Raw genomic sequence first — 21,002 nt, forward strand, 5'->3', positions numbered from 1 at the left:
AACAGCCTCCTTCCCCCGAGCGGGAATAGAAAGAAGGAGCCCCTCGCGATGAGGGGCTCCTTCTCGAGATAGGAAGCGTGTTTGGCGGGGGAGGGCCTACCAGTTGCAGGGGGCCTCGCCCTTCTCCTGGCGCTCGGACTTGAAGATCACATCCGGCACCTCCTCGCCGTGGTAGCACTTCACGGCGCCCTTCTCCTCCAGCTCGGCGATCTGCTCGGGCGTGTAGCCGTAGTGCTCCAGGTACTCGGCGGTGTGGTAGCCGATGGGCTTGGAGAGGATGATCGGCGGGTCGCCGTAGCCGCCGAAGCGGATGGGCGTGGTGGGCAGCGCATGCTCGCCGAAGGCGTTGTACTTCACCTTGCGGATGGCGTCGTTGACGTAGGCCTCGTCGTCCTTCAGGATGTCGGTGAAGCGGAAGACCTTCTGACTCGGCACGTCCCACTCGGCCAGGATCTTCAGCCACTCCTCCAGATCCTTCTTCGAGAAGCCCTCGTCCAGGATGGTGATGAGCTCCGGCTGCAGGTGGTTCGCCTTCACGTTCTCGATGGTCGCGTAGCGCGGATCGTCCACCAAGTCGTCGCGGCCGATGATTTTCATCATGTCGTTGTAATAGCGGTTGTGCTGCGGCTGGCAGATGTAGAGCCACTTATTGTCGGCGGTCTTGTAGGTGTTGTTGAAGGGGTTGGGCACGTCGGTGCGGGACTTCGGGTAGTCGGCGCCGAACTGCTGGGCGCAAAGGCCGATGGAGCCGCCCCAGATGGCGGAGTGGTACAGGTTCACGACCACCTTGTCGCCTTGGCCGGTGCGCAGCTTGTTCACGAGCGCGCCGAGCAAGCCGGCGGCCATCATGATGGCGGTGTTGTAGTCACCGAAGGCCTGCGGGGGGATGGCGGGGGAGGTGTCCTTCTCGGGGAAGGTACCGGCCACGCCGCCGCGGGCGGCCCAGCACACGGCATCGTAGCCGGGGGCATGGGCGAACTCGCCGAACTCGCCGTAGCCGCGCATCTGGCCCCAGATCAGCCCCGGGAACTCCTCGTGCAGGGTCTCGTAGTCGAGTCCGAGCTTCTTCAGGGCGGCGGTGCGCATGTTGTTCATGAAGATGTCGGCCTCGCCGATCATCTTCTTCGCGATGGCCAGGCCCTCGGGATCCTTCAGGTTGAGCGACACCCAGTTCTTGTTGGTGTTGTTCAAATCGATGGTGGGATCTTCCGTATCGGTCAGCTCGCAGCCGAAGCCGGGGCCCTGGGTGCGCTGGGTATCGCCGGCGAAGGACTCGATCTTGATGACCTCGGCGCCCATCTCGGACAGGACGCGGACGGTGGCCGGGGCGGCCACGTAGGTGCACATCTCGACGACCTTGATGCCGGCGAGCGGGCCGTAACCGTTGAGCTTCTCGGTGACTGTCATCGGAGCATCTCTCCTTTCATGCAAGTGGTTGGTCGGGCGGTTCGTTTGTTTGCATCCCTATCATCGCAGGGGAAAGAACCCCTATCTACGGACAAAATGAAATATGTGTGTAAAACAGACTCGAAATTGAGTAGAAAATACCACTAGATGGGAAAGTTATCCCTATGCAAACAGGACAACAAAGATATTCTGTTTCAACAAATCAAAGGAGTGGTGTGCTAGGGTCATCGTGTAGAATGCACACTATAGTAAAGAGAAGGGAGCCATAAGATGGACTTCACGCTGACCGACGGGCAGAAGAAGCTCGTCAGCGCCTTTCGCACGTTCGGGGCCGACACCTTCACGCCGGAGCGCGTGGCCAAGTGGTGCCGCGACCAGGGCCTGCCCGATACGGTGATGAAGGAGTTCGTCGATCTGTACTACGAGACCGCCGAGCCGGACATCGCGCCCGATCTGGCCCACAGCCTGCTCTCGCAGGTGCTCATCGTGGAGGAGCTCTCCCGCTGCGCCGGCACGACGCTGCCGTTCCAGAACGACTTGTTCAACCTGCAGATCATGAGCGGGTTCGCCGGGGCCGCCGAGGCCGCCTCCATCGCCGAGGACTATCGCGCCGACGGCCGCCTCATGTTCGCCCTGGCCATCTCCGAGCCCGACGGCGGATCCGACACCATGGCCATGAAGACCTCGTGCCAGACCGTGGACGGCCGACTGCTTCTGAACGGGCGCAAGTCCTATGTGAACAACGGCGAGTACGCCCCCTATATATTGGTGGCCGCCATCGACAAGGACGCGGGGGATACGGGTCGCTACCCGTCGCTGTCCTTCTGGCTCGTGCCCCGCAGCGTGCCCGGCATCAACGCCGTGCCCATCAGCAAGATCGGTCAGTCCATGCTGCCCTTCGCGCTCATCTCCTTCGACGATGTGGAGCTGTCGCCGGAGTGGCGCCTCGATGCGAGTGAGGGAGGGTTCCAGCAGCTGTTTCATCTGCTGGAATACGGACGTGTGCTTTTGTGCGCCTCCAGTTTGGGCATGGCCCAGGCGGCCATGGACGACGCGGTGGCCCACGCGCGCTCGCGCAAGGCCTTCGGCGTGCAGGTGGGGCGCTTCCAGCAGATAGAGACCCTTCTCACCGATATGGAAGTGCGCCTGCGCAACATGCGCTCCATGGTGTACCGGGCGGCGTGGTCCATCGACGCCGCCGACGAGACCGAGCGGCTCGACGTGGCCCTCATGAAGCGCTACGTGCCGGAGGCCTCGGTGCAGGTGGCCTCGGACGCCATGCAGATTCTGGGGGGTCTTGGCTATACCGAGGGCTCGCGCGTGAGCCGCATCTGGGAGGACTGCCGAGGCAACCAGATCGCCGAGGGAACGGATCAGGTGATGGTCTACATCGCCGCGCCCTTGATCATGGAGCACTACCGATCTTTCTAGAAGGGCTGCGAGCATTCTTATTAAGAGAACGATCACAAGAAACTGGGGGAAATATTCTCCCAGTTTCTTCTATTTGTGAAACCTATCAATCATAAATCCTTTCGATATTAGGACAAATTAACTAAATCTGTCCTATTTTTGCAAAGAATATGGGACAAAGCATCCCTTTTTGACCATCCTCAAGGGAATCGTTCTACGGTACAAATACGATAGCGGCGAAAGATCGCCGTCCACGGCTCACGCCAACAGGGGTTCGACGTTTGCGCAAGAGTAGAAAAAATCGATAGAGGAGGTTTACCTTGAGTGGGACCGCTACCAAAGAGAAGCTGACCGTGCGTCACCTTCTCGTCGTTCTGACGGGCATCATGATCACGTTCGGATGCTCGGCTCTATGCTTCTCCACCTGGGGCCTGTTCCAGCCGGTCGTGGCTGAGGGCCTGGGCGTTGAGGTCACCGCGTTCGCCATGTACGTCACCGTTATGTACCTGACCATGACCATCGCCTCGCCGTTTGCGGGCAAGCTGCTGCAGACCATGGACATCCGCATCCTTTTGTCCGCCTCCGCCGCCCTCGTGGGCTGCGCCTTTTTGCTGATGAGCTTCTCGAACACCATCGTGCTGTTCTACGTGGCCGCCGTCATGCTGGGCCTGGGCGAGATCACCATCCTGTGGCTGGCCATCCCCACGCTCATCAACCGCTGGTTCGTGGAGCGCGCCGGCTTCTTCATCGGGTTGTGCATGGCCTTCACCGGCATCGGCGGCGCCATCTGGTCCGCCGTGTTCACCGCGCTGACCGCCTCGGGCGTCGACTTCCACACCATCTACCTCATCTGGGGCGTCATCGCGCTCGTCACGAGCCTGCCCTTCACGCTGTTCTGCGTGCGCAACTCGCCCGAGGACTGCGGGCTGGCCCCCTACGGCGCCTCCATGCAGAAGGCGGCCTCGGGCGCTGAGGTGGCCGCCAAGCCCTCCGGCCTGTCCGCCGGCTTCGTCATGAAGACCCCGATGTTCTACGCCATCTGCATCTTCGCCGGCCTCATCAACATCGCCATCCTCATCGCCATGCAGTTCCCCACCTACACCAAGTCGCTCACCGACGTAGCCTTCGATGTGGCCGTCGTCGGCGGCGTCATGACCTCGGTCATGATGGTGGGCCAGGCCATCTTCAAGGTGGTCCTGGGAGCGGCGGCCGACAAGAACGCCAAGGGCGCCCTCATCTTCGCCTTCGCCGCTGGCGTGGCGGGCATCCTGCTGTGCTGGTTCGGCACCTTCTCCGAGTACGTGATGTACGTGGGCGCCTTCATCTTCGGTGGCTGCTACGCCACCGCCGTGGTGCTCGTGCCGGTCATCTGCCGCCAGTCCTTCGGCACCCGCGAGTACTCGGTCATCTACTCCCGCGTCTCCACGGTGTTCAATCTCATCGCCGCCTTCGCCGCTATGATTTGGGCGTGGCTCGGCTCGTCGTTCGGCTTCACCGTCGAGTTCGTCGTGGCGCTGGCCATGCTTGTGGTCATCCTGCTGCTCGGCCTGTACATCTTCAAGGCCGCCGCCGGCTACAAGAAGGACTGGACGACCGAGTAGTCCGATCCCTTGAACCGCTGGCGGCCTTAAACGGGAAAGCGGGGAGTGGAGACTCCCCGCTTTTCGCACTTATAGGAAATCTTTATGAGCCAAGATGAGTTTGATAAACTACGATCAAGGTAGAATCGCGCAATCTGAGAACGGGCCGACCAGCCTTACCGTTGCCTTAGGGGGAAACCATGAACCTCTCTCAGCTGAACTACTTCAAGAAGCTCGCCGAGGTGCTTCACTACACGCGAGCGGCGCAGGAGCTGTTCATCACCCAGCCGACCCTCTCGGGGGCCATCTCGTCTCTGGAGAAGGAATTGGGCGCCCCCTTGTTCGAGCGCAACGGCCGCTCGGTGCTCCTCACCCCCTACGGCGAGGTGTTCTACGAGCACGTGTACCTCGCCCTGCGCGCCATCGACGACGGCGTGGCGGCCGTGAGCGCGCGATCCTCCGCCTCGTTCGGCACCGTGAACCTCGGCACCACCTTCACCACCCAGGACCACTACCTGCCGAGCCTCATCCGCGATTTCGAGGAGGCCTTCGACAAGCGGGTCATCGTGAAGGTGTTCCAGGGCTTCACCAACTACCTCACCGAGCAGCTGCACCGGGGCGCGCTGGACGTGGCCTTCTGCGGCAAGCGCGACAACGAGCCCGATATCGCGTACTTTCCGGTGAAGCACTACGAGCTGGCCCTCTACGTGCGCGACGACCACCCGCTGGCGTCTGCCGACGCGATCACCTTCGCCGAGCTTAACGCCGTCGATCTGCACACCTACCGCCGCGGCACCCCCATCGGCGAGCGCGTGGCGAAGATGCTGGAGGAGGCCGACGTGCGGGGCGCCTCCTTGGGCTACGACGACGATGTGTCCATGGGGTCGTTCCTTTCCTACAGCGGCGGCAACGCCGGAGCGCTCATGCTGGACTCGCTGGGCGCCCAGCTGTTCGGCAACCTGCACCAGGTGCGCGTCGAGGGCGTCCCCGAGCACTTTTACACGGTGTACATGGCCCACCACAAGAAGCACGTGCACTCGAGGGCCGTCACCGACTTCATCGACTTCGTCAAGGCCCATCCGGGCAACGATCTCATCGGCCAGGTGCTGCCGGAGGCGGTAGCGGAGTAGGGAACGAGCCGATCGATCGAGACGGTCTTGCGGCGGTCGCGTAGCTGCCCGGCCGTCCGATTGCTCGACCGCCCAGCTGCCCGATTGTCCGGCTGCCCAGCCGCCCGGCCGCCCGGCCGTCCGACTGCCGCCTGTGGTCATTTTGCGCCGTGTGCGGCCATTTGTTGCAGGAAGGTGGTAAAGCGCCGTTCGTTGTGGTATAAATGCGTCTGCTGTGCAGATCGGCTGCACGGACATACTTTCGCTTCTGGAGAAAGTGGGACTTTTCCCGCTTTCTTTTGTTGTAGGGGGCTTTTTGCGGCCCGGAAAGTATGGGAGCGTAGGCAACGGAAAAGGAGGCAGATGCGGTGCTGACGGCCAAGGAGAAATCGCTTCTTTCCGCCCTGGAGCCCCGAGCGGCCTCCGAGGGCGTCGAGATCGTCACGCTGGAGATCGTTGGCTCGAAGAAGGCGCCGACCATTCGCGTCTACATTGATGCCGAGGGCGGCATCAGCTTCGACGAGCTGGCCCGCACCCAGGCCTGGGTCGGGGACGTCATGGACGAGCTGGATCCGTTCCCCGGCGCCTACATGCTGGAGGTGTCCTCTCCGGGCATCGACCGGCCGCTGCGCACGCCGGAGCACTTCGCGCGCTTCGCCGGCGAGACGGTGACGGTGAAGACGGCCGGCCCGGTAGACGGCCGCAGCTCGTTTTCCGGCGAGCTTCTCGGCTTCGAGGACGGCTGCGTCGTTGTGGCTGTAGACGGCGCCGACACCTTCCGCATTCCGTACGACAACATCAAAAAGGCCCGCGTAAAGGGCACCATCGACTTCAGCGCCTAGGGAAAGGATTAGATACGTGGCAACTTCAGAACTGATCGAGGCCTTGCAGGCACTGGCCCACGAGCGCAAGATCGACGAGTTCTACCTCATCGAGCGCTTGGAGCAGTCTCTGGCGAAGAGCTACGAGCGCATCCTCGATCTGGAATGGGACGCTCGCGTGACCATCGATCGCCAGACCGGCAAGATCTACGTCTACGAGCTCGTGCCCGTGGGCGAGCCCGACGAGGAGACCGGCGAGTACAGCGAGTTCGAGGAGCGCGACGTCACCCCCGACGACGTGAGCCGCATCGCCGCCCAGAACGCCAAGGGCGTCATCTCCTCGCTCGTGCGCGAGGCCGGGCGCCAGTCCATCTACGACGAGTTCCGTGGCCGCGTGGGCGACTTGGTCACGGGCACCGTGCTGCAGGGCACGCCGGACTTCACCATCATCAAGATCCGCGAGGGCGTCGAGGCGGAGCTGCCCCATTACGACGCCAAGCGCAACCCCGGCGAGCGCAACGAGCGCCCGGCCAACGAGCACTACCGCCACAACCAGCGCCTGAAGGTGCTCATCATCGAGGTGCGCAACCCCAACGCCGACGCGCCCCGCGCTCGCGGCGAGCAGGCGCGCCCGGCCATCGTCGTCTCCCGCACCCACCCCGACCTCATCCGCCGTCTCTTCGAGATCGAGGTGCCGGAGATTTACGAGGGGGTCGTGGAGATCAAGTCCGTGGCCCGCGAGCCCGGCGCCCGTTCCAAGGTGGCCGTGTTCTCCCGCGAGGCGAACCTGGATCCGGTGGGCGCCTGCGTGGGGCCGAAGGGCTCCCGCGTGCGCATGGTGGTCGAGGAGCTGCGCAACGAGCGCGTCGACGTCATCCAGTGGAGCCCCGACCCGGCGGTCTACGTGGCCAACGCCCTGTCGCCGGCGAAGGTGAGCCACGTGAGCATCGACGAGGACAACAACTATGCCACGGTCATCGTGCCCGACGACCAGCTGTCGCTGGCCATCGGCAAGGAGGGGCAGAACGCTCGCTTGGCCGCCCGCCTCACCGGCTGGCACATCGACATCAAGCCCCAGAGCTTCCAGGGCGCGTCTTTGGTCGATGTCGAGATGGACGACGAGGTGGAGGAGGACGACGGCTTCTGCATCTTCGTCGACGAGGACGGCAACCGCTGCCGCAACCACGCCCGACCGAACAGCCAGTACTGCGGCGTCCATGCCGATGCCGAGGCAGAGGCCTAAGGGGTAGAACCTGATGGCAGCACAGACGACAAAGCGCCAGCGCACCTGCATCGGCTGCGGCGCGACCCTTGGGAAGGGCGCGCTTCACCGCATCGTGCGCAACGGCGAGGGCCTTGTGAGCTTCGACCCTACGGGCCGCCTCGCCGGCCGTGGCGCCTACGTCTGCTCTGAGGACTGCCTCGCCGCGGCGAGAAAGACTAGGAAGCTTGAGCGCGCCCTGCGCTGCAAAGTGACCGACGAAGATTACGAGCGCGTTCTTCGCGAGCTCGCCCTCGCCGAGGCACCGGGAAAGAATGAGGAGTGATATATGGCCAGCATGCGCGTACACGAGTTGGCGAAGGAATTCGATATGTCGAGCGGGGATCTGCTCGATCGTTTGAAAGAGATGAAGATACCGGCGAAGTCCCATGCGAGCATGCTCAACGACGCCTACGTTGACAAGATTCGCAAGAACCTGGAGCCGGAGATCCGCGCCCGCGCCGGCGCCCTCGAGGCCGAGGAGGCCGCGGCGCTGGCCGCCGAGCAGGAGGAGGCCGAGCGCAAGGCCGCGCGCGAGAAGGAGCTCGCCGAGCGCGAGGCCGCCCGCGCCCGCCGCGAGGGATCGCGCTCCGACGACGACGCCGAGGGCGAGGAGCACCCGGCGCGCAAGCAGGCGCCCAAGCAGCCCTCCGCCTTCGCGAGCCTCGAGCAGCAGATCGCCTCGGAGAAGGAGCGCGTCGAGCGCGAGCGCCAGGAGGCCCGGGCCCGCGCCCGTGCCGAGAAGGCGGCCGCCGAGGTGGCGAAGAAGCGCGCCGTGGAAGAGGCCCTGCGCCGCGGCCACAAGAAGCCCGCGAAGGTCGCGCCCGCCCCGGCGCCGGCCCGTCCGGCTCCGGCTCCCGCGCCGTCCCGTCCCAAGAACAACTTCGACTCGCTGCTCTCGCAGATCGAGGCCGAGAAGCAGCGCATGGAGGCGGCCAAGAGCGCCCAGGCCGACACCCGCGCCCCCCGCGGCGGCAAGAAGGGCAAGAAGGGCGGGGCTCACCAGGTGGTGCCCGAGCTCGAGGCCCAGATGACCGCCGGCGAGGATCGCTATGCCCAGATGGCCGTGCAGGCCGAGAAGCTGCAGCGCGACAAGGTGCTCGCCGAGGCCCGCGCGGCCGTGGCCGCGGCCAACACCCACGAGGGGGAGGGCCGCCGCAAGAAGCGCAAGGAGAAGCGCGAGGCCGAGGCCCGCGAGCGCGCCGAGCTCGAGGCCATCGAGCGCGGGCTGGACCCGACGCTGGTGCTGGACGACTCCGTGGTGGAGATCCCGCAGGGCGCGTCGGTGGCCAAGTTCGCCGAGCTTCTGGGCGTGCAGCCCAACGACGTCATCAAGCGCCTGTTCATGCTCGGCCAGGTGCTCACGCTCACCCAGACCATGAGCGACGAGACTATGGAGCTCATCGCTGACGACATGGGTCGCAAGGTGCGCGTCGTGTCGCCGGAGGAGGAGTACGCCGTGGTGTACAACGACTCCGAGGCCGATTTGAAGCCGCGTCCCCCCGTGGTCACCGTCATGGGCCACGTCGACCACGGCAAGACCTCGCTTCTGGACGCCATCCGCGATACAGGCGTGGTGGCCAGCGAGGCCGGCGGCATCACCCAGCACATCGGTGCGTCGGTGGTGAACATCGGCGACCGCCAGATCACCTTCATCGACACCCCGGGCCATGAGGCCTTCACCGCCATGCGCGCCCGCGGCGCCCAGGTCACCGACGTCATCGTGCTCGTGGTGGCCGCCGACGACGGCGTCATGCCGCAGACCATCGAGGCCATCAACCACGCCAAGGCCGCCGAGGTACCCATCGTCGTGGCCGTGAACAAGATCGACAAGCCCGGCGCCAACCCCGACCGCGTGCGCCAGGAGCTCACCGAGTACGGCGTCATCCCCGAGGAGTGGGGCGGCTCCAACATGTTCGTCGAGGTGTCGGCCAAGAAGAAGCTGCACATCGACGACTTGCTGGAGACCATCATCCTGCAGGCCGACGTGCTGGAGCTGAAGGCCAACCCTGACGCTTCTGCCTCCGGCTTCGTCATCGAGGCGAACCTGGACAAGGGCCGGGGCCCCGTGGCCACGGTGCTCATCCAGCGCGGCACCCTGCACACCGGCGACGTCGTGGTGGCCGGCACGAGCTACGGCCGCGTGCGCGCTCTGGTGAACCCGCGCGGCGAGCACGTCGCCGAGGCGAAGCCCGCCGACCCGGTGGAGATCCTGGGCCTGAACTCGGTGCCCACCGCCGGCGACGAGTTCCGCGTCTTCGAGGACGAGCGCGATGCCCGCAAGCTGGCCGAGGAGCGCGCGCTGCGCGCCCGCCTGGCCGCCCAGGAGACCAAGAGCCACATGAGCCTGGACGACCTGTTCAGCCGCATCGAGGACGGCAAGACCACCGATCTGAACCTCATCGTGAAGGCCGACGTCCAGGGCTCCATCGAGGCTCTGCGCGACGCCTTCGACAAGATGGATCAGTCCGAGGTGCGCATCAACATCGTGCACTCGGCCGTGGGCGGCATCACCGAGACCGACGTCACCCTGGCCGCCGCCTCCGATGCCATCATCATCGGCTTCAACGTCCGTCCCACGGGCAAGAGTCGCCAGCAGGCCGAGAAGGAGAAGGTGGACATCCGCCTGTACCGCGTCATCTATCAGGCCATCGAGGACATCAACGCCGCGCGCGTGGGTCTTCTGTCGCCGGATATCGTGGAAGAGGACACCGGCATCGCCGAGGTGCGCGAGACCTTCAAGGTGCCGAAGGTGGGCACCATCGCCGGCTGCTACGTCGTGGAAGGCGAGATCCACCGCGACGACAAGGTGCGCATCGTGCGCGACGGCACGGTCATCTTCGAGGGCCACATGGCGTCGCTGCGCCGCTTCAAGGACGACGTGAAGTCCGTGAAGCAGGGCTACGAGTGCGGCATCGGCATCGAGAAGTTCCAGGACCTGAAGGTGGGCGACACCATCGAGGGCTACCAGGTGAAAGAGGTCGAGCGCACGGAGTAACTCGACTGTCCGGCGTCGAGGAAGCCCCGCATCCCCGTGCTCAAGCAATGGCTCGCTCGGCGGAACAGTCCACTGGACTGTTCCGTTCGCTGCGCAACCTGCGCGCGGGGACACGGGGCTTCCTCGACGCCTACCGTTACAGTTTTGCTTAGTTTTCCACGACTGGTGCATGGCTCTTGGTTTCAACTCTATACTAAAACTATCTGTCCGCCTCGATTGAGGAGATGACGTCATGAAGCAGAGCGCTTCCAACCGCAAGGTCAACGAGCAGGCCCGCGAGGTGATCGCGAGCATCCTTCTGTTCGACGTGTCCGATCCGCGCCTCCATTTGGTCACCATCACCGGCTGTGAGGTCAGCTACGACCGTTCCGTCTGCAACGTCTACTACACCACCGACCCCGAGCGCTACGCCGGCGCCCAGGCCGCCTTCGAGGCCGCCGCGGGCCACATCCGTTCTCTCATGGCCAAGAAGCTCTCCTGGCGCGTAGCGCCGGAGCTGCGCTTCTACGTGGACACGTCGGTCGATCAGGCAGAGGCCATCTCCCAGGCGCTGAATTCTGAGCGCGAGCATCAGGAGAAGCGCATCGAGGAGGAGATCATCGGGGAAGATCGGGAGTACTAGTTTCATGACGGTGACGCCCCAGACCAACACGACGCTTTCCGAGATCGCCTCCGCGCTCGCCGAGCGCGACCACTTCGTCATCGGAGGCCATGTGAGCCCCGACGGTGACTGCCTTGGTTCGGCGCTGGGGCTCGCCTGGGCCCTCCGGCAGTTGGGCAAGCAGGTCGCGTGCGTGCTTGCCCGCGACGAGGAGCCGCCGAGCGACCTCATGTTTCTGCCCGGCGCCGACGGGCTCGTTCCCGCCGCGGGCTTCGAAGGGCCCTGCGAGTGCTTCATCGCCGTGGACGTGCCCACGCCGGAGCGACTCGGCGACGGGGCGCGCCTGCACGAGGCGGCGCCCTTCACCGTTACGGTGGATCATCACGCCGTGCCGCGGGCCATGAGCGACCTCAGCTACACGGATCCGGACGCCGCCTCCACGTCACTGCTTATCTGGGAGCTGGCGGCGTGCTTGGGCGCCGATCGCGAGCGCCTCATCGCCACCTGCTGCTACACCGGTCTCATGACCGACACCGGCCGCTTCCAGCACGGCAACACCGATGCTGCCGCGTTCAAGGGGGCGTGCGAAATGGTCGCCGCCGGCGCGCGGCCCGGGGATATCGCCCGGGAGTTCTATCAGAACCGCAGTCTCGCCTCTATCGAGCTGGAGGGGCGCACGGTGGGCCATATGAGCCTGTCCGGCGACGGCGAGGCGGTGCTCTCGTGGCTCTCGCTCGCCGATTTCGCCGAGTGCGGGGCCGTGAAGGCCGATGCCGAGCCCATGATCGATCTTTTGCGCTCCCTGCGCGGCGTGCGCGTTGCCTGCATGCTGCGGGAGCAGGACGGAGAGGTGCGCGGCAGCTTCCGTTCCAAGGACGACACCGACGTGGCCGCCATCGCCGGCGAGTTCGGCGGCGGCGGACATAAGGCCGCGGCTGGATTTACCATTCACGACGATTTGCGCGGGGCCGTGAAGACCGTCGCGCGCCGTTTGGGCATCGAGAGCCCGACCTTGCCGGAGGAGCGTCTGTGAAGCGGGGGACGACCGATCTGTGCCTCGTGCTGGCCGTGGATAAGCCGAGCGGTATGACCTCCCACGACGTGGTGAGCCGCGCCCGGCGCATCTTCGGCGAGAAGCGCATCGGGCACACGGGCACTTTAGATCCACTCGCCTCGGGGGTGCTGCCCCTGTGCGTGGGGCCGGCCACCCGGCTCGATCAGTTCCTCACCGGCCACGACAAGTCCTATGTGGTCTCGGTCGTCTTCGGCGCTGCCACCGATACCGACGACTGCGACGGCGAGGTCATCCGCACGGGCGTTGTGCCCGATGAGGTGTTCGACCCGTTCTTCGCCAGCGTCTTCGTGGGCGGTTTGGTGGGGAAGTCCAAGCAGCTGCCGCCGGTGTACTCGGCCATCAAGGTGGGGGGAACCAAGGCCTGCGACGCGGCGCGCAAGGGGCGCGTTATCGATCTGGCGCCGCGCGACATCGAGGTGTACTCCGCCGAGCTTTTGGGCATCGGGGGCGCCGACGGCGCGGAGCCGGCCCGCTGGGACATCGCGTTCAAGGTGTCGAAGGGCACCTATATCCGCGCGCTCGCCCGCGACATCGGCCATAGCCTGGGGTGCCCCGCCCATGTGGGGGCGCTGCGCCGCACGGCGGCCGGCGCGATCGGCATCGCCGACTGCGTGACGCTGGAGGTCTTGGAGGAGATGGGGGAGCGCGCCGCTCTGGATCCGCTGAAGGTGCTCGGCATGCGCTTCATCTACCTCGACGATGCCGCTGCGGCGCGGGTACGCAACGGGAACCCGCTGGACGGGCGCGCCGTGGAGCTCTTCGAGCGCCGCAGCGTCGATCCGGCGGCGGAGCTGTGCGCCTGCACGGCGGGAGTGCGCCCCAGCTGCGAGGCGCCGCACGATGGCGAGGTCGTGGCCCTTGTCGCCGATAACCGCATCGTGGCATTATATGAGTATCATGTCGACAAGGGGCGTTTCGCCCCCCGATGCGTGTTTCCAATAGGAGTTTCCCGTGGCTGTAGTGATCTCTAGGAACGATCCCGCCTTCGACGAGGCCCTGCTCGATCGCGCCTCGGTGGCTTTCGGTGTCTTCGACGGCGTCCACGAGGGACACCGCTTCATCATCGGCGAGGCGGTGAACACGGCCCGCGAGGAGGGACGTGCGAGCGCCGTCATCACCTTCGATATCGATCCCGACGAGGTGTTCGCGGCTGATCGGCTGAAGAAGCTCATGACCAACGAGGCGCGCATCGCCAAGCTGGCCGAGCTGGATGTGGACGCGGTTGTGGTGCTGCCGTTCTCCCGCGAGTTCGCGGCCCAGAGTCCCGAGGATTTCCTTAACGCCTGCTTTGGCGGCGGCGTGCCGAGCCACATCCACATCGGCAGCGATTTCCATTTCGGTCGCAAGGCCGCGGGCAATGTGGAGAGCTTGCGCGCATGGGGCGCCGAGCGCGGCATGGAGGTGCACGGCCACGAGCTGGTCGCCGAGGGCGGCCGCCCCGTGACGGCCACGCGCATCCGCGGCCTTCTGTCCGAGGGCCGCGCCCGCGAGGCGGCCGACCTTCTGGGGCGCCCCTATACTCTGGAGGGAACCGTGCGCCCGGGCCGCGGCGAGGGCCGCGACTTCGGCTTCGCCACGGCGAATTTGGAGGTGCCGCCGGAGCTTCTGGCCATCGGAGAGGGCGTCTACGCCTGCTACGCCGTGGTGGACGGCGTCCGCTACAAGGCCGCCGTGAACGTGGGCATCCCCGCCACCTTCGCCGACACCGCCAAGGAGAACATCGAGGTGCATATCCTCGACTTCGACCAGGACATCTACGGCCAGCCCATCGAGGTGGAGTTCGTGGAGTGGCTGCGCCCCATGCGCGTCTTCGATTCCACCGACGAGCTCATCGCCACTGTCCAATCCAACATCGCCTGGGTGCGCGAGAACCTGTAGGGGGCTTTCGCGATCTCGGGCTGAAGCCGGGGCTAGGCAGGCGCGAGCTGCTAGCCGCGATCGTTGCCGAAAAGCTGGTCGTACTGGACGATGGCGTAGGACTTCAGGGCGTCCTCGGCCTTCTGCTGGGCGTCGGTTTCCACGGCCTCGCCGAACCAGTGCCACGTTCCCTCGGCATCCCGGTATCCATTCAGGTTCACGGCGGGCAGCGCCTGGCGCAGAGCCGATCGGTACAAGGCGCGGGCGTCGCGGGGCAGCCCCGTTGCGTCCAGAAGCAGAGTCGAGAGGTAATTCAGGCTCGTGACATCGGCGTCCTCGATACGCGTGAGCGATTCCTCGTACTTTCCGCGGGCCGCGGCGTTCGCCCAGATGAAATACGGCGTCCGGTAGCGTGCCTGCACCTCTTCCAAGCCGGCGTCCTCCACGGGCTTGCCGAAGGTCTCCTCGAAGAGCCAGTCGGCGAAGCCGGGTTGGTGGTCGCCGAAGAACACGACGATGGTGGGCTCGTTCCGCGCGTTCAGCTCGTCCACGAGCCAGCGCAGATCCTCATCCGAGCGCCGGATGGCCGCCAGAAACTCGTCCACCTCGGGGTTTTCCACCTCGTCCGATTCCAGATGCACGGCATCAGCGGCGGGAACGAGCCCCGTGTCGTATCCGCCGTGGTTCTGGATGGTGACATCGAAGACGAACTGGGGCCCCTCTCCCTCGTCGATCTTCTCCAGCACGCGCTCGTAGGTGGTGCGATCCGTGACGAGGTCGCGGAAGGTGTCGGCGTCTTCCATGGTGGTGATGTCGTCGAACGCGTCGAATCCGAGCTGCTCGTAGATGCGGTCGCGCCGCCAGTTGGCCGCCTCGGCCGGGTGAATCGCATGGGTGCCGTACCCCAGGCTGCGGAAGTAGGAGGCGAGGTTGTCCACCCCTTCCAAATCGTAGAGCACGTAGGGGTACACGCCGCCGCCCATGTTGCCCATGGAGGCGCCGGTGAGGAACTCGAACTCGCTGTTGCAGGTGCCCCCGCCCATGGCCGAGACGTACACGTCGCCCGCGGCCAGGGAATCGTTGGCCACCTCGTGGAAGAACGTCGGCGCGGCGTTTGTTCCCTCAAGGCCGGGGTATTCGGAGAGATCGGAGAACGTCTCGTTCATGATGGCGATGACGTTGGGGCCGTCGTAGGGGAGTGCTTCGGGCTGTTCCGGCGCTGCATCGCCAGTGGTGGGCGCCGTTGAGTTTTGGTTGCCCGTTGTGTCGGGCGAGGGGGACTCTGCCACCGTGCCGTCCGTTCCCGTCAGCGGATCCTCGGCGAAGGGGGCCAGGATGGCGTCCACGGCCTCGGCGGAGTAGCCCTCCGGAGGCTTGGGCGTCAGCTCTTGGGCCCGCGAGAGGAAGCAGAGCGCGGTGCCCTGGGTGGCGTAGGAGCCGCGCACGTCCCATACGTCCACAGTCACCTCGCAGTCCTTCTTGATATCGATGGCCTGGTACTGCATGGCGCCGAGGCACACCAGCAGGGCCGCCGCCAGCATGTTGGCGGCAATGTCCCAGCGGGCGCGCTTTCGTTGGGGGCACAGCTTCGCCAGGGCGATGCAATAGGCGGCGAACAGCGCCCAGCAGAACGCGAGGCGACCGGTGAGAAACAGGCTGTAACCGCCGGCCACCGAGGCGGCGGTGCCGAGGGCGAACAGATCCGCCGGCACGATGGGCTGCCCCTTGAAGGCGATGATGAAGAAGTTGGCGGTGCCCCACATAAGGCACAGTCCCACGAACGCGGCGAGCGATGCGCGGGTGCGCTGTCCCGCCAGAAAAGTGATGGCGCAGCCCAGCCCCAGGATGAGCAGGTTGTCGATGACGTAGCGCTGGGGAATGGCGAAGACATCGCCGTTCCACGGCAGCTCGAGGAGCAGAAAGCCCAAAACGACGGCGAGCGCGAAGAAGACGCTGCGTCGCAGCGCGTCCATTGCCCGCGGCCGCCCCGTGGCGCCCGAGCTGGTTTCAGTTCGTTCCCTATTCAAATAACCCCTCCGGTTCAAGAGTAAAACAACAACTTACCACGGCTGGAGCTGCTTCGCTTTGGACGGAACGGAACGTCCCGCCCGTCTCGGGAAAATCTCCATGGCAATTCGGGCCATAATTTTCGAGTTGTTAGCATTGCGAATGGCCTCCCGCTATCCCACCAATTCCACAAGAAGGCTGAAACTATCGATAAACGAATAGTCGATGAGGCAAATTCTTTCAGCGAAGCTCGAAGAACGCCATAAGCGATCTCATCAATGCTAACAACTCGAAATTTTGGCGAAAAAATGGGTGAGAAATCGTCTGGAAGGACACAGGCTGGAATCTGCGGGTATACTGCACCCATGAGTAAAGAACGAATTTCCTGGGAAAACGAATACCCCGACGAGTTGGAGCGCGAGGGCCGCATGAGGCCGACGCTCGCCCGCGCCGTGCGCGATCATGAAGCCGCGGGCAACGCTGTTGACGAGGCCGTCGCGGAGGCAGTCTGGGCGGACGGCGAAGGCGAGGCGGCCGCCATGGACGTCGTCGACGACGCGGCCGCCATGGGAGCGGTCGCGGAGGCAGCCGTCGCGGAAGCCGTGGGCGAAGGCGGTCGCGCCAAGCCCGGTCGCTCCCGCGAGACCCAGCAGCAGAAGCTCGCGCGCATCAAGCGCGAGCTGGAGGCGGTGCCCACCGAGCCCGGCGTGTACCTGTGGAAAGACGCCGCCGGCGAGGTCATCTACGTCGGCAAGGCCAAGCAGCTGCGGGCGCGCATGCGCCAGTACGTGAACTTCCAGGACGATCGCGCGAAGATTCCCTTGCTCGTGGAGGCCATCGACTCCTTCGACTACCTCGTCGTCGACAACGAGCACGAGGCGCTCGTGCTGGAGAAGAACCTCATCAACCAGTACAGCCCGTTTTTCAATGCGGACTTCAAGGACAACAAGAGCTACCCCTTCATCGCGCTCACCAAAGGCGATGTGTTCCCGGCCATCAAGTACACTCGCGAGAAACACAAGTCCGACACGAAGTACTTCGGTCCTTTCACTGACGCCCGCGCCGCCCGGGAGATGATCGACATCGCCCGGCGTGTGGTGCCCCTGTGCGCCGCCACCTGCGCCGACTGGCGGGGACTCACGCGCGCGCTGGAGAAGGACCCGCTCGCTTTCTTGAAGCGCGATGCGCGTCCCTGTTTCGACTGCCACGTGGGCCTCGGCCCCGGCGCCTGTTGCGGGGCCATTACGCCCGAGGAGTACGCCCAGAACGTGCGGCGCATCGAGCGCTTCCTCGCCGGCAACCACCGCGAGTTCGTCGACGAGCTGACGGCGGAAATGCAGGAGGCCGCCGAAGAGCTCGACTTCGAGCGGGCGGGACGGCTGAAGGCGCGCATCGACACCATCAACTCGCTCGCCGACAAGCAGCACGCCGTGTCCTCGCGCGACCTGTCCGCCGACGTCGTCGGGTTCTTCCGCGAGGAGACCGTGGCCGGGGTGAACGTGCTCGTCATCCGCGAGGGACGCATCGTGAACGCCAACGAGTTCGTCTTGAACCGTGGCACCGACGTGCCCGATCAGGATCTGCTGCGCAACTTCCTCATGCGCTACTACGACACCACCACCTCCATCCCGCGCGAGGTGATCGTGCGCGCACTGCCCGAGGACGCCGAGGCCATGGGGGAATGGCTCACGGGCAAGCTCGACTCGGCCCACGGCGCCAAGGTGCGCTTCTGCGCCCCGCAGAAGGGGGAGAAGGCCGACCTTCTGACCATGGCCGAGACCAACGCGCGCCACGTTCTCATGCGCTACAAGGTGCGCACGAACTACGACGACAAGCGCATCAACAACGCCCTTCTGCAGCTGGAGAGCGCCCTGGCCTTGGACGCGCCGCCCATGCGCATCGAGTGCTTCGACATCTCCACCATCCACGGCTCCTACACGGTGGCCTCCATGGTGGTGTTCACCGGCGGAAAGCCGGACAAGAACCAGTACCGCCGCTTCAAGATAAAGACGCCGCTCGACGAGGCCAACGACTTCCTCTCCATGCAGGAGGTGATGCGGCGCCGCTACGCGCCGGAACGTTTGAGCGACGAGCGCTTCGGCAGCAAGCCGGACCTCATCATCCTGGACGGCGGAAAGCCGCAGCTGACGGCGGCGCTCGCCATGTTCGAGGAGATGGGGATCGACGACATCGCCATTTGCGGTCTGGCCAAGCGCGACGAGGAGCTGTTCGTGCCTTGGCAGGACACGGGACCGGTGGTGCTGCCCTCAGGCTCGGCGTCGCTGTACCTGGTGAAGCAGGTGCGCGACGAGGCCCACCGCTTCGCCATCACCTTCCACCGCGAGCTGCGCGGCAAGGGTATGACGGCGAGTATTCTGGACGACGTGGCGGGTCTGGGGCCCGTGCGAAAGAAGGCGCTGATGAAGCACTTCAAGTCGTTCAAGAACCTGAAGGCCGCGAGCCTCGAGGACATCAAGGCCGCCAAGGTCATCCCCGAAGAGGTGGCCGAGGAGCTGGTGCGCGTTCTCGCGCAGTATAATGAGCGGAAAGAAGAGAAGGAAGAACAGCTGGCCGATAGCGTCCTGGCGAACACCATCCCGTAGGGGCAGACCTTGGTCTGCCCTTCCGAGCGGGATAGCCATGCTTATGAGGGGCGACCAAGATCGCCCCCTACGGAGAGCTCGTTCAGACAAACGGAAAGCCTCTGTGAAGAAGAGCGATCCTTTCAGGAAAGGAGGCCTTTGTGGCCGAGGAGGTAATGGAAGAGGCTCAGATGCCCGACTTCGTCATCGTGACGGGCATGTCCGGCGCCGGGCGCACGGAAGCCATGCACGTCTTCGAGGATTTGGGCTACTACTGCGTGGACAACTTGCCTTCGAGCCTGCTCGCCGAGCTCGTGCGCGTGAACGAGAGTACCGAGCACGAGGGCGGCCGGCGTCGTCTGGCCGTGGTCTGCGACTCGCGCAACGGCGACTTCTTCGGCGATCTGGAGGCCGAGCTTTCCTCCATGCGAGAGGCCGGCGTCTCCTACAAGACGCTGTTCCTCGATGCCGCCGACGACAAGCTCATCGCCCGTTACAAGTCGAGCCGCCGCCGGCATCCGCTGTGCACCGACGGCACCACCATCTGGCAGGGCATCCAGCGCGAGCGGCTCATGCTCATGGGCCTTCGCGACCGCGCCGACTACGTCATCGACACCACCGATATGCTGCCCCAGAAGCTGCGCAGCACCATCCGGGGGCTCTTCGCCACGGGCAGCGAGCGCAAGGGGCTTGCGGTCACCGTGTACTCCTTCGGCTTCAAGCACGGCGCCCCCTACGATGCGGATCTCGTCATGGACGTGCGCTTCCTGCCGAACCCCTATTACGATCCGGAACTGCGGCCGCTGACGGGGCTGGACGCCCCGGTGCGCGACTTCGTGCGCATGCGCGAGGAGACCATCGAGTTCGAGCAGAAGTGGCACGACCTTTTGGACGTCGTCATGCCGGGGTACGTCGCCGAGGGCAAGCAGCAGCTGGCCATCGGCGTGGGCTGCACCGGCGGCCAGCACCGGTCGGTGGCGCTTGCCGAGGCCACGGGCGATTACCTGAAGTCGAAGGGCTATCGGGTGAGCGTTGCCCATCGCGATCTGCGTCTGGCCGAGCGCGGTCACGACGTGCAGCGCGAGAGCGACAACGTGCTGGACGCCCGTGCCGGCGGCGGAAAGGAAGCGTAGAAGGTGGCCGGCATAAAGAAGAGCACCGAGGCCTTCCGCGTTGATCCGGCGGCCACGGCGGCGTTCTCGGCCCTGCGCAGCGCGCTTCCGAACCTGCGGCCTTTGGATGAGGACGCCCGCGCACTGAAGGCGGTGGTCATCGGCGGGGGCACCGGCGCTCCGGTCTCCATCCGGACGCTGCTCTCCTTAGGCGTGCAGACGAGCGCCGTCGTGGCCATGGCCGACGACGGCGGCAGCACCGGTGTTTTGCGCGAGGAGGCCGACGTCACGCCGCCCGGCGACATCCGCAAGTGCCTCGTGGCCTTTGCGAAGGATCCCGCCGACCCGCTTGTGCGGGCGCTCAAGTACCGCTTCGCCGTGGCCCGCGACCATGCTCTGGGCAACCTCCTTCTGGCCGCGCTGGAAGATGCGACGGGGTCGTTTCCCGAGGCCATCGCCATCTGCGAGAAGCTGGTGGACGCCCAGGGGCACGTGTATCCCTCGACGTTGGACCACGTGGTGTTGTCGGCCCAGACCCAGGACGGGCGCATTCTGGACGGTCAGGCCGTGGCCTGCCATTCCAAGACGGCGCTTGCGCAGGTGTGGCTCTCCGCCGAGGACGGCCGGCCGCCGCGCCCTTACGAGCCGGCGCTTCAGGCCATCCGCGAGGCCGACCTCATCGTGCTGGGCCCGGGGTCGCTGTTCACCTCCATCATCCCGAACCTGCTCATCCCCGGCGTCGTCGAGGCCATCCGCGCCTCTCGGGGCCGCGTGCTATTCGTGTGCGCCCTGGCCGACGTGCAAGGGGAGACGTGGGGGCTGACGGCCCGCGAGCACTTCGAGGCGCTGACGGCCCACGGCATGGAGGGGCTCATCGACTACATGCTCGTGCACTCGAAGGTGCCTCTGCGCGCCGAAAGCCCCGCCACGGGCAGCTTCGCGGCCATCTCCGGGGCCGAGCTGGAGCACGCTTCCACGAGCGACTTGAACGACGACCAGCTCATCAAGGGGGTGCGTCCCATCTCCATCTCCTACGCCGATATGCTCGCCATCCAGTCCCGCGGTCCCATCGTCATCAGCCGCAACCTCGTGGACGCCGAGCAGCCCACGTGGCACTCGCCCTTCGCGCTGCGCGATGCCTTCCAGAACGTCATCAAGCTCTCGCGGGCGCGCCGGAGCTAG

Annotated in this window: 16 protein-coding genes; 14 read left to right on the forward strand and 2 right to left on the reverse strand. The window is 65.3% G+C overall.

Translation table 11 applies throughout. The annotated features are described in order from the left end of the window. Positions 1–96: 96 nt before the first annotated feature. Positions 97–1,407 (reverse strand): CaiB/BaiF CoA transferase family protein, encoded by a 1,311-nt coding sequence (locus GO707_RS00450; protein ID WP_157011533.1) that lies wholly within the window; start codon positions 1,405–1,407, stop codon positions 97–99. Positions 1,408–1,677: 270 nt separating this feature from the next. Here GO707_RS00450 and GO707_RS00455 point away from each other — a divergent pair, with 270 nt between their 5' ends. The 11 genes from GO707_RS00455 to ribF all read left to right on the forward strand — a co-directional run bounded on the left by GO707_RS00455 (position 1,678) and on the right by ribF (position 14,140). Next, positions 1,678–2,838, forward strand: a complete 1,161-nt coding sequence (locus GO707_RS00455; protein ID WP_022739817.1) for an acyl-CoA dehydrogenase family protein — start codon at positions 1,678–1,680, stop codon at positions 2,836–2,838. A 299-nt stretch (positions 2,839–3,137) separates the two neighbouring features. Next, the gene (locus GO707_RS00460) at positions 3,138–4,418 is read left to right on the forward strand and encodes an MFS transporter (RefSeq protein WP_232325473.1); all 1,281 of its coding nucleotides are present in this window, start codon (positions 3,138–3,140) and stop codon (positions 4,416–4,418) included. Positions 4,419–4,597: 179 nt separating this feature from the next. Next, on the forward strand, positions 4,598–5,527 hold the full coding sequence (locus tag GO707_RS00465; protein ID WP_157011535.1) for a LysR family transcriptional regulator: 930 nt from the start codon (positions 4,598–4,600) through the stop codon (positions 5,525–5,527). A gap of 347 nt (positions 5,528–5,874) precedes the next feature. Next, a complete protein-coding gene (locus tag GO707_RS00470) occupies positions 5,875–6,348 on the forward strand; it encodes a ribosome maturation factor RimP (RefSeq protein ID WP_335878654.1) in 474 nt (157 codons plus the stop codon). 16 nt (positions 6,349–6,364) lie between these two features. Beyond that, a complete protein-coding gene (gene nusA / locus GO707_RS00475) occupies positions 6,365–7,570 on the forward strand; it encodes a transcription termination factor NusA (protein WP_022739821.1) in 1,206 nt (401 codons plus the stop codon). A 13-nt stretch (positions 7,571–7,583) separates the two neighbouring features. After that, a complete protein-coding gene (gene rnpM, locus GO707_RS00480; protein WP_157011536.1) occupies positions 7,584–7,874 on the forward strand; it encodes an RNase P modulator RnpM in 291 nt (96 codons plus the stop codon). Between the two features lie 3 nt (positions 7,875–7,877). After that, positions 7,878–10,586 (forward strand): translation initiation factor IF-2, encoded by a 2,709-nt coding sequence (gene infB, locus GO707_RS00485; protein WP_157011539.1) that lies wholly within the window; start codon positions 7,878–7,880, stop codon positions 10,584–10,586. A gap of 232 nt (positions 10,587–10,818) precedes the next feature. Beyond that, positions 10,819–11,208 carry a 30S ribosome-binding factor RbfA gene (gene rbfA, locus GO707_RS00490; protein ID WP_157011541.1) on the forward strand — a complete coding sequence of 130 codons (390 nt, stop codon included), beginning with the start codon at positions 10,819–10,821 and terminating at the stop codon, positions 11,206–11,208. A 4-nt stretch (positions 11,209–11,212) separates the two neighbouring features. Continuing rightward, complete coding sequence (locus tag GO707_RS00495) at positions 11,213–12,220, forward strand: DHH family phosphoesterase (protein ID WP_157011543.1); 1,008 nt, start codon at positions 11,213–11,215, stop codon at positions 12,218–12,220. Continuing rightward, positions 12,217–13,233, forward strand: coding sequence for a tRNA pseudouridine(55) synthase TruB (gene truB / locus GO707_RS00500; RefSeq protein ID WP_256156374.1), 1,017 nt, complete (start codon positions 12,217–12,219; stop codon positions 13,231–13,233). Before GO707_RS00495 ends, truB begins: the two co-directional genes overlap by 4 nt. Further along, positions 13,214–14,140, forward strand: a complete 927-nt coding sequence (gene ribF, locus GO707_RS00505) for a riboflavin biosynthesis protein RibF (RefSeq protein WP_256156373.1) — start codon at positions 13,214–13,216, stop codon at positions 14,138–14,140. Before truB ends, ribF begins: the two co-directional genes overlap by 20 nt. A gap of 50 nt (positions 14,141–14,190) precedes the next feature. Here the strand turns inward: ribF and GO707_RS00510 are convergent, their stop codons facing one another. Next, entirely contained in the window at positions 14,191–16,146 is a 1,956-nt protein-coding gene (locus tag GO707_RS00510) for an LTA synthase family protein (protein ID WP_157011545.1), read from the reverse strand. A 345-nt stretch (positions 16,147–16,491) separates the two neighbouring features. Between GO707_RS00510 and uvrC the strand changes: the two genes are divergently transcribed. From uvrC to GO707_RS00525, 3 genes are all read left to right on the forward strand, one after another. After that, positions 16,492–18,729: an excinuclease ABC subunit UvrC gene (gene uvrC / locus GO707_RS00515; RefSeq protein WP_231699473.1), complete on the forward strand. Its 2,238-nt coding sequence runs from the start codon at positions 16,492–16,494 to the stop codon at positions 18,727–18,729. Positions 18,730–18,884: 155 nt separating this feature from the next. After that, complete coding sequence (rapZ, locus tag GO707_RS00520) at positions 18,885–19,841, forward strand: RNase adapter RapZ (protein ID WP_114539183.1); 957 nt, start codon at positions 18,885–18,887, stop codon at positions 19,839–19,841. A 3-nt stretch (positions 19,842–19,844) separates the two neighbouring features. Next, a complete protein-coding gene (locus GO707_RS00525; protein ID WP_231699472.1) occupies positions 19,845–21,002 on the forward strand; it encodes a gluconeogenesis factor YvcK family protein in 1,158 nt (385 codons plus the stop codon).

Source organism: Adlercreutzia rubneri, from assembly GCF_009755265.1.
In the GTDB taxonomy this organism is placed as follows: domain Bacteria; phylum Actinomycetota; class Coriobacteriia; order Coriobacteriales; family Eggerthellaceae; genus Adlercreutzia; species Adlercreutzia rubneri.

Coding starts and splice junctions, on each gene's coding strand:
- GO707_RS00450 (WP_157011533.1), bottom strand. CDS start 1,407: ATGACAGTCACCGAGAAGCTCAACGGTTACGGCCCGCTCGCCGGCATC.
- GO707_RS00455 (WP_022739817.1), top strand. CDS start 1,678: ATGGACTTCACGCTGACCGACGGGCAGAAGAAGCTCGTCAGCGCCTTT.
- GO707_RS00465 (WP_157011535.1), top strand. CDS start 4,598: ATGAACCTCTCTCAGCTGAACTACTTCAAGAAGCTCGCCGAGGTGCTT.
- rnpM (WP_157011536.1), top strand. CDS start 7,584: ATGGCAGCACAGACGACAAAGCGCCAGCGCACCTGCATCGGCTGCGGC.
- infB (WP_157011539.1), top strand. CDS start 7,878: ATGGCCAGCATGCGCGTACACGAGTTGGCGAAGGAATTCGATATGTCG.
- rbfA (WP_157011541.1), top strand. CDS start 10,819: ATGAAGCAGAGCGCTTCCAACCGCAAGGTCAACGAGCAGGCCCGCGAG.
- GO707_RS00495 (WP_157011543.1), top strand. CDS start 11,213: ATGACGGTGACGCCCCAGACCAACACGACGCTTTCCGAGATCGCCTCC.
- uvrC (WP_231699473.1), top strand. CDS start 16,492: ATGAGTAAAGAACGAATTTCCTGGGAAAACGAATACCCCGACGAGTTG.
- rapZ (WP_114539183.1), top strand. CDS start 18,885: ATGGAAGAGGCTCAGATGCCCGACTTCGTCATCGTGACGGGCATGTCC.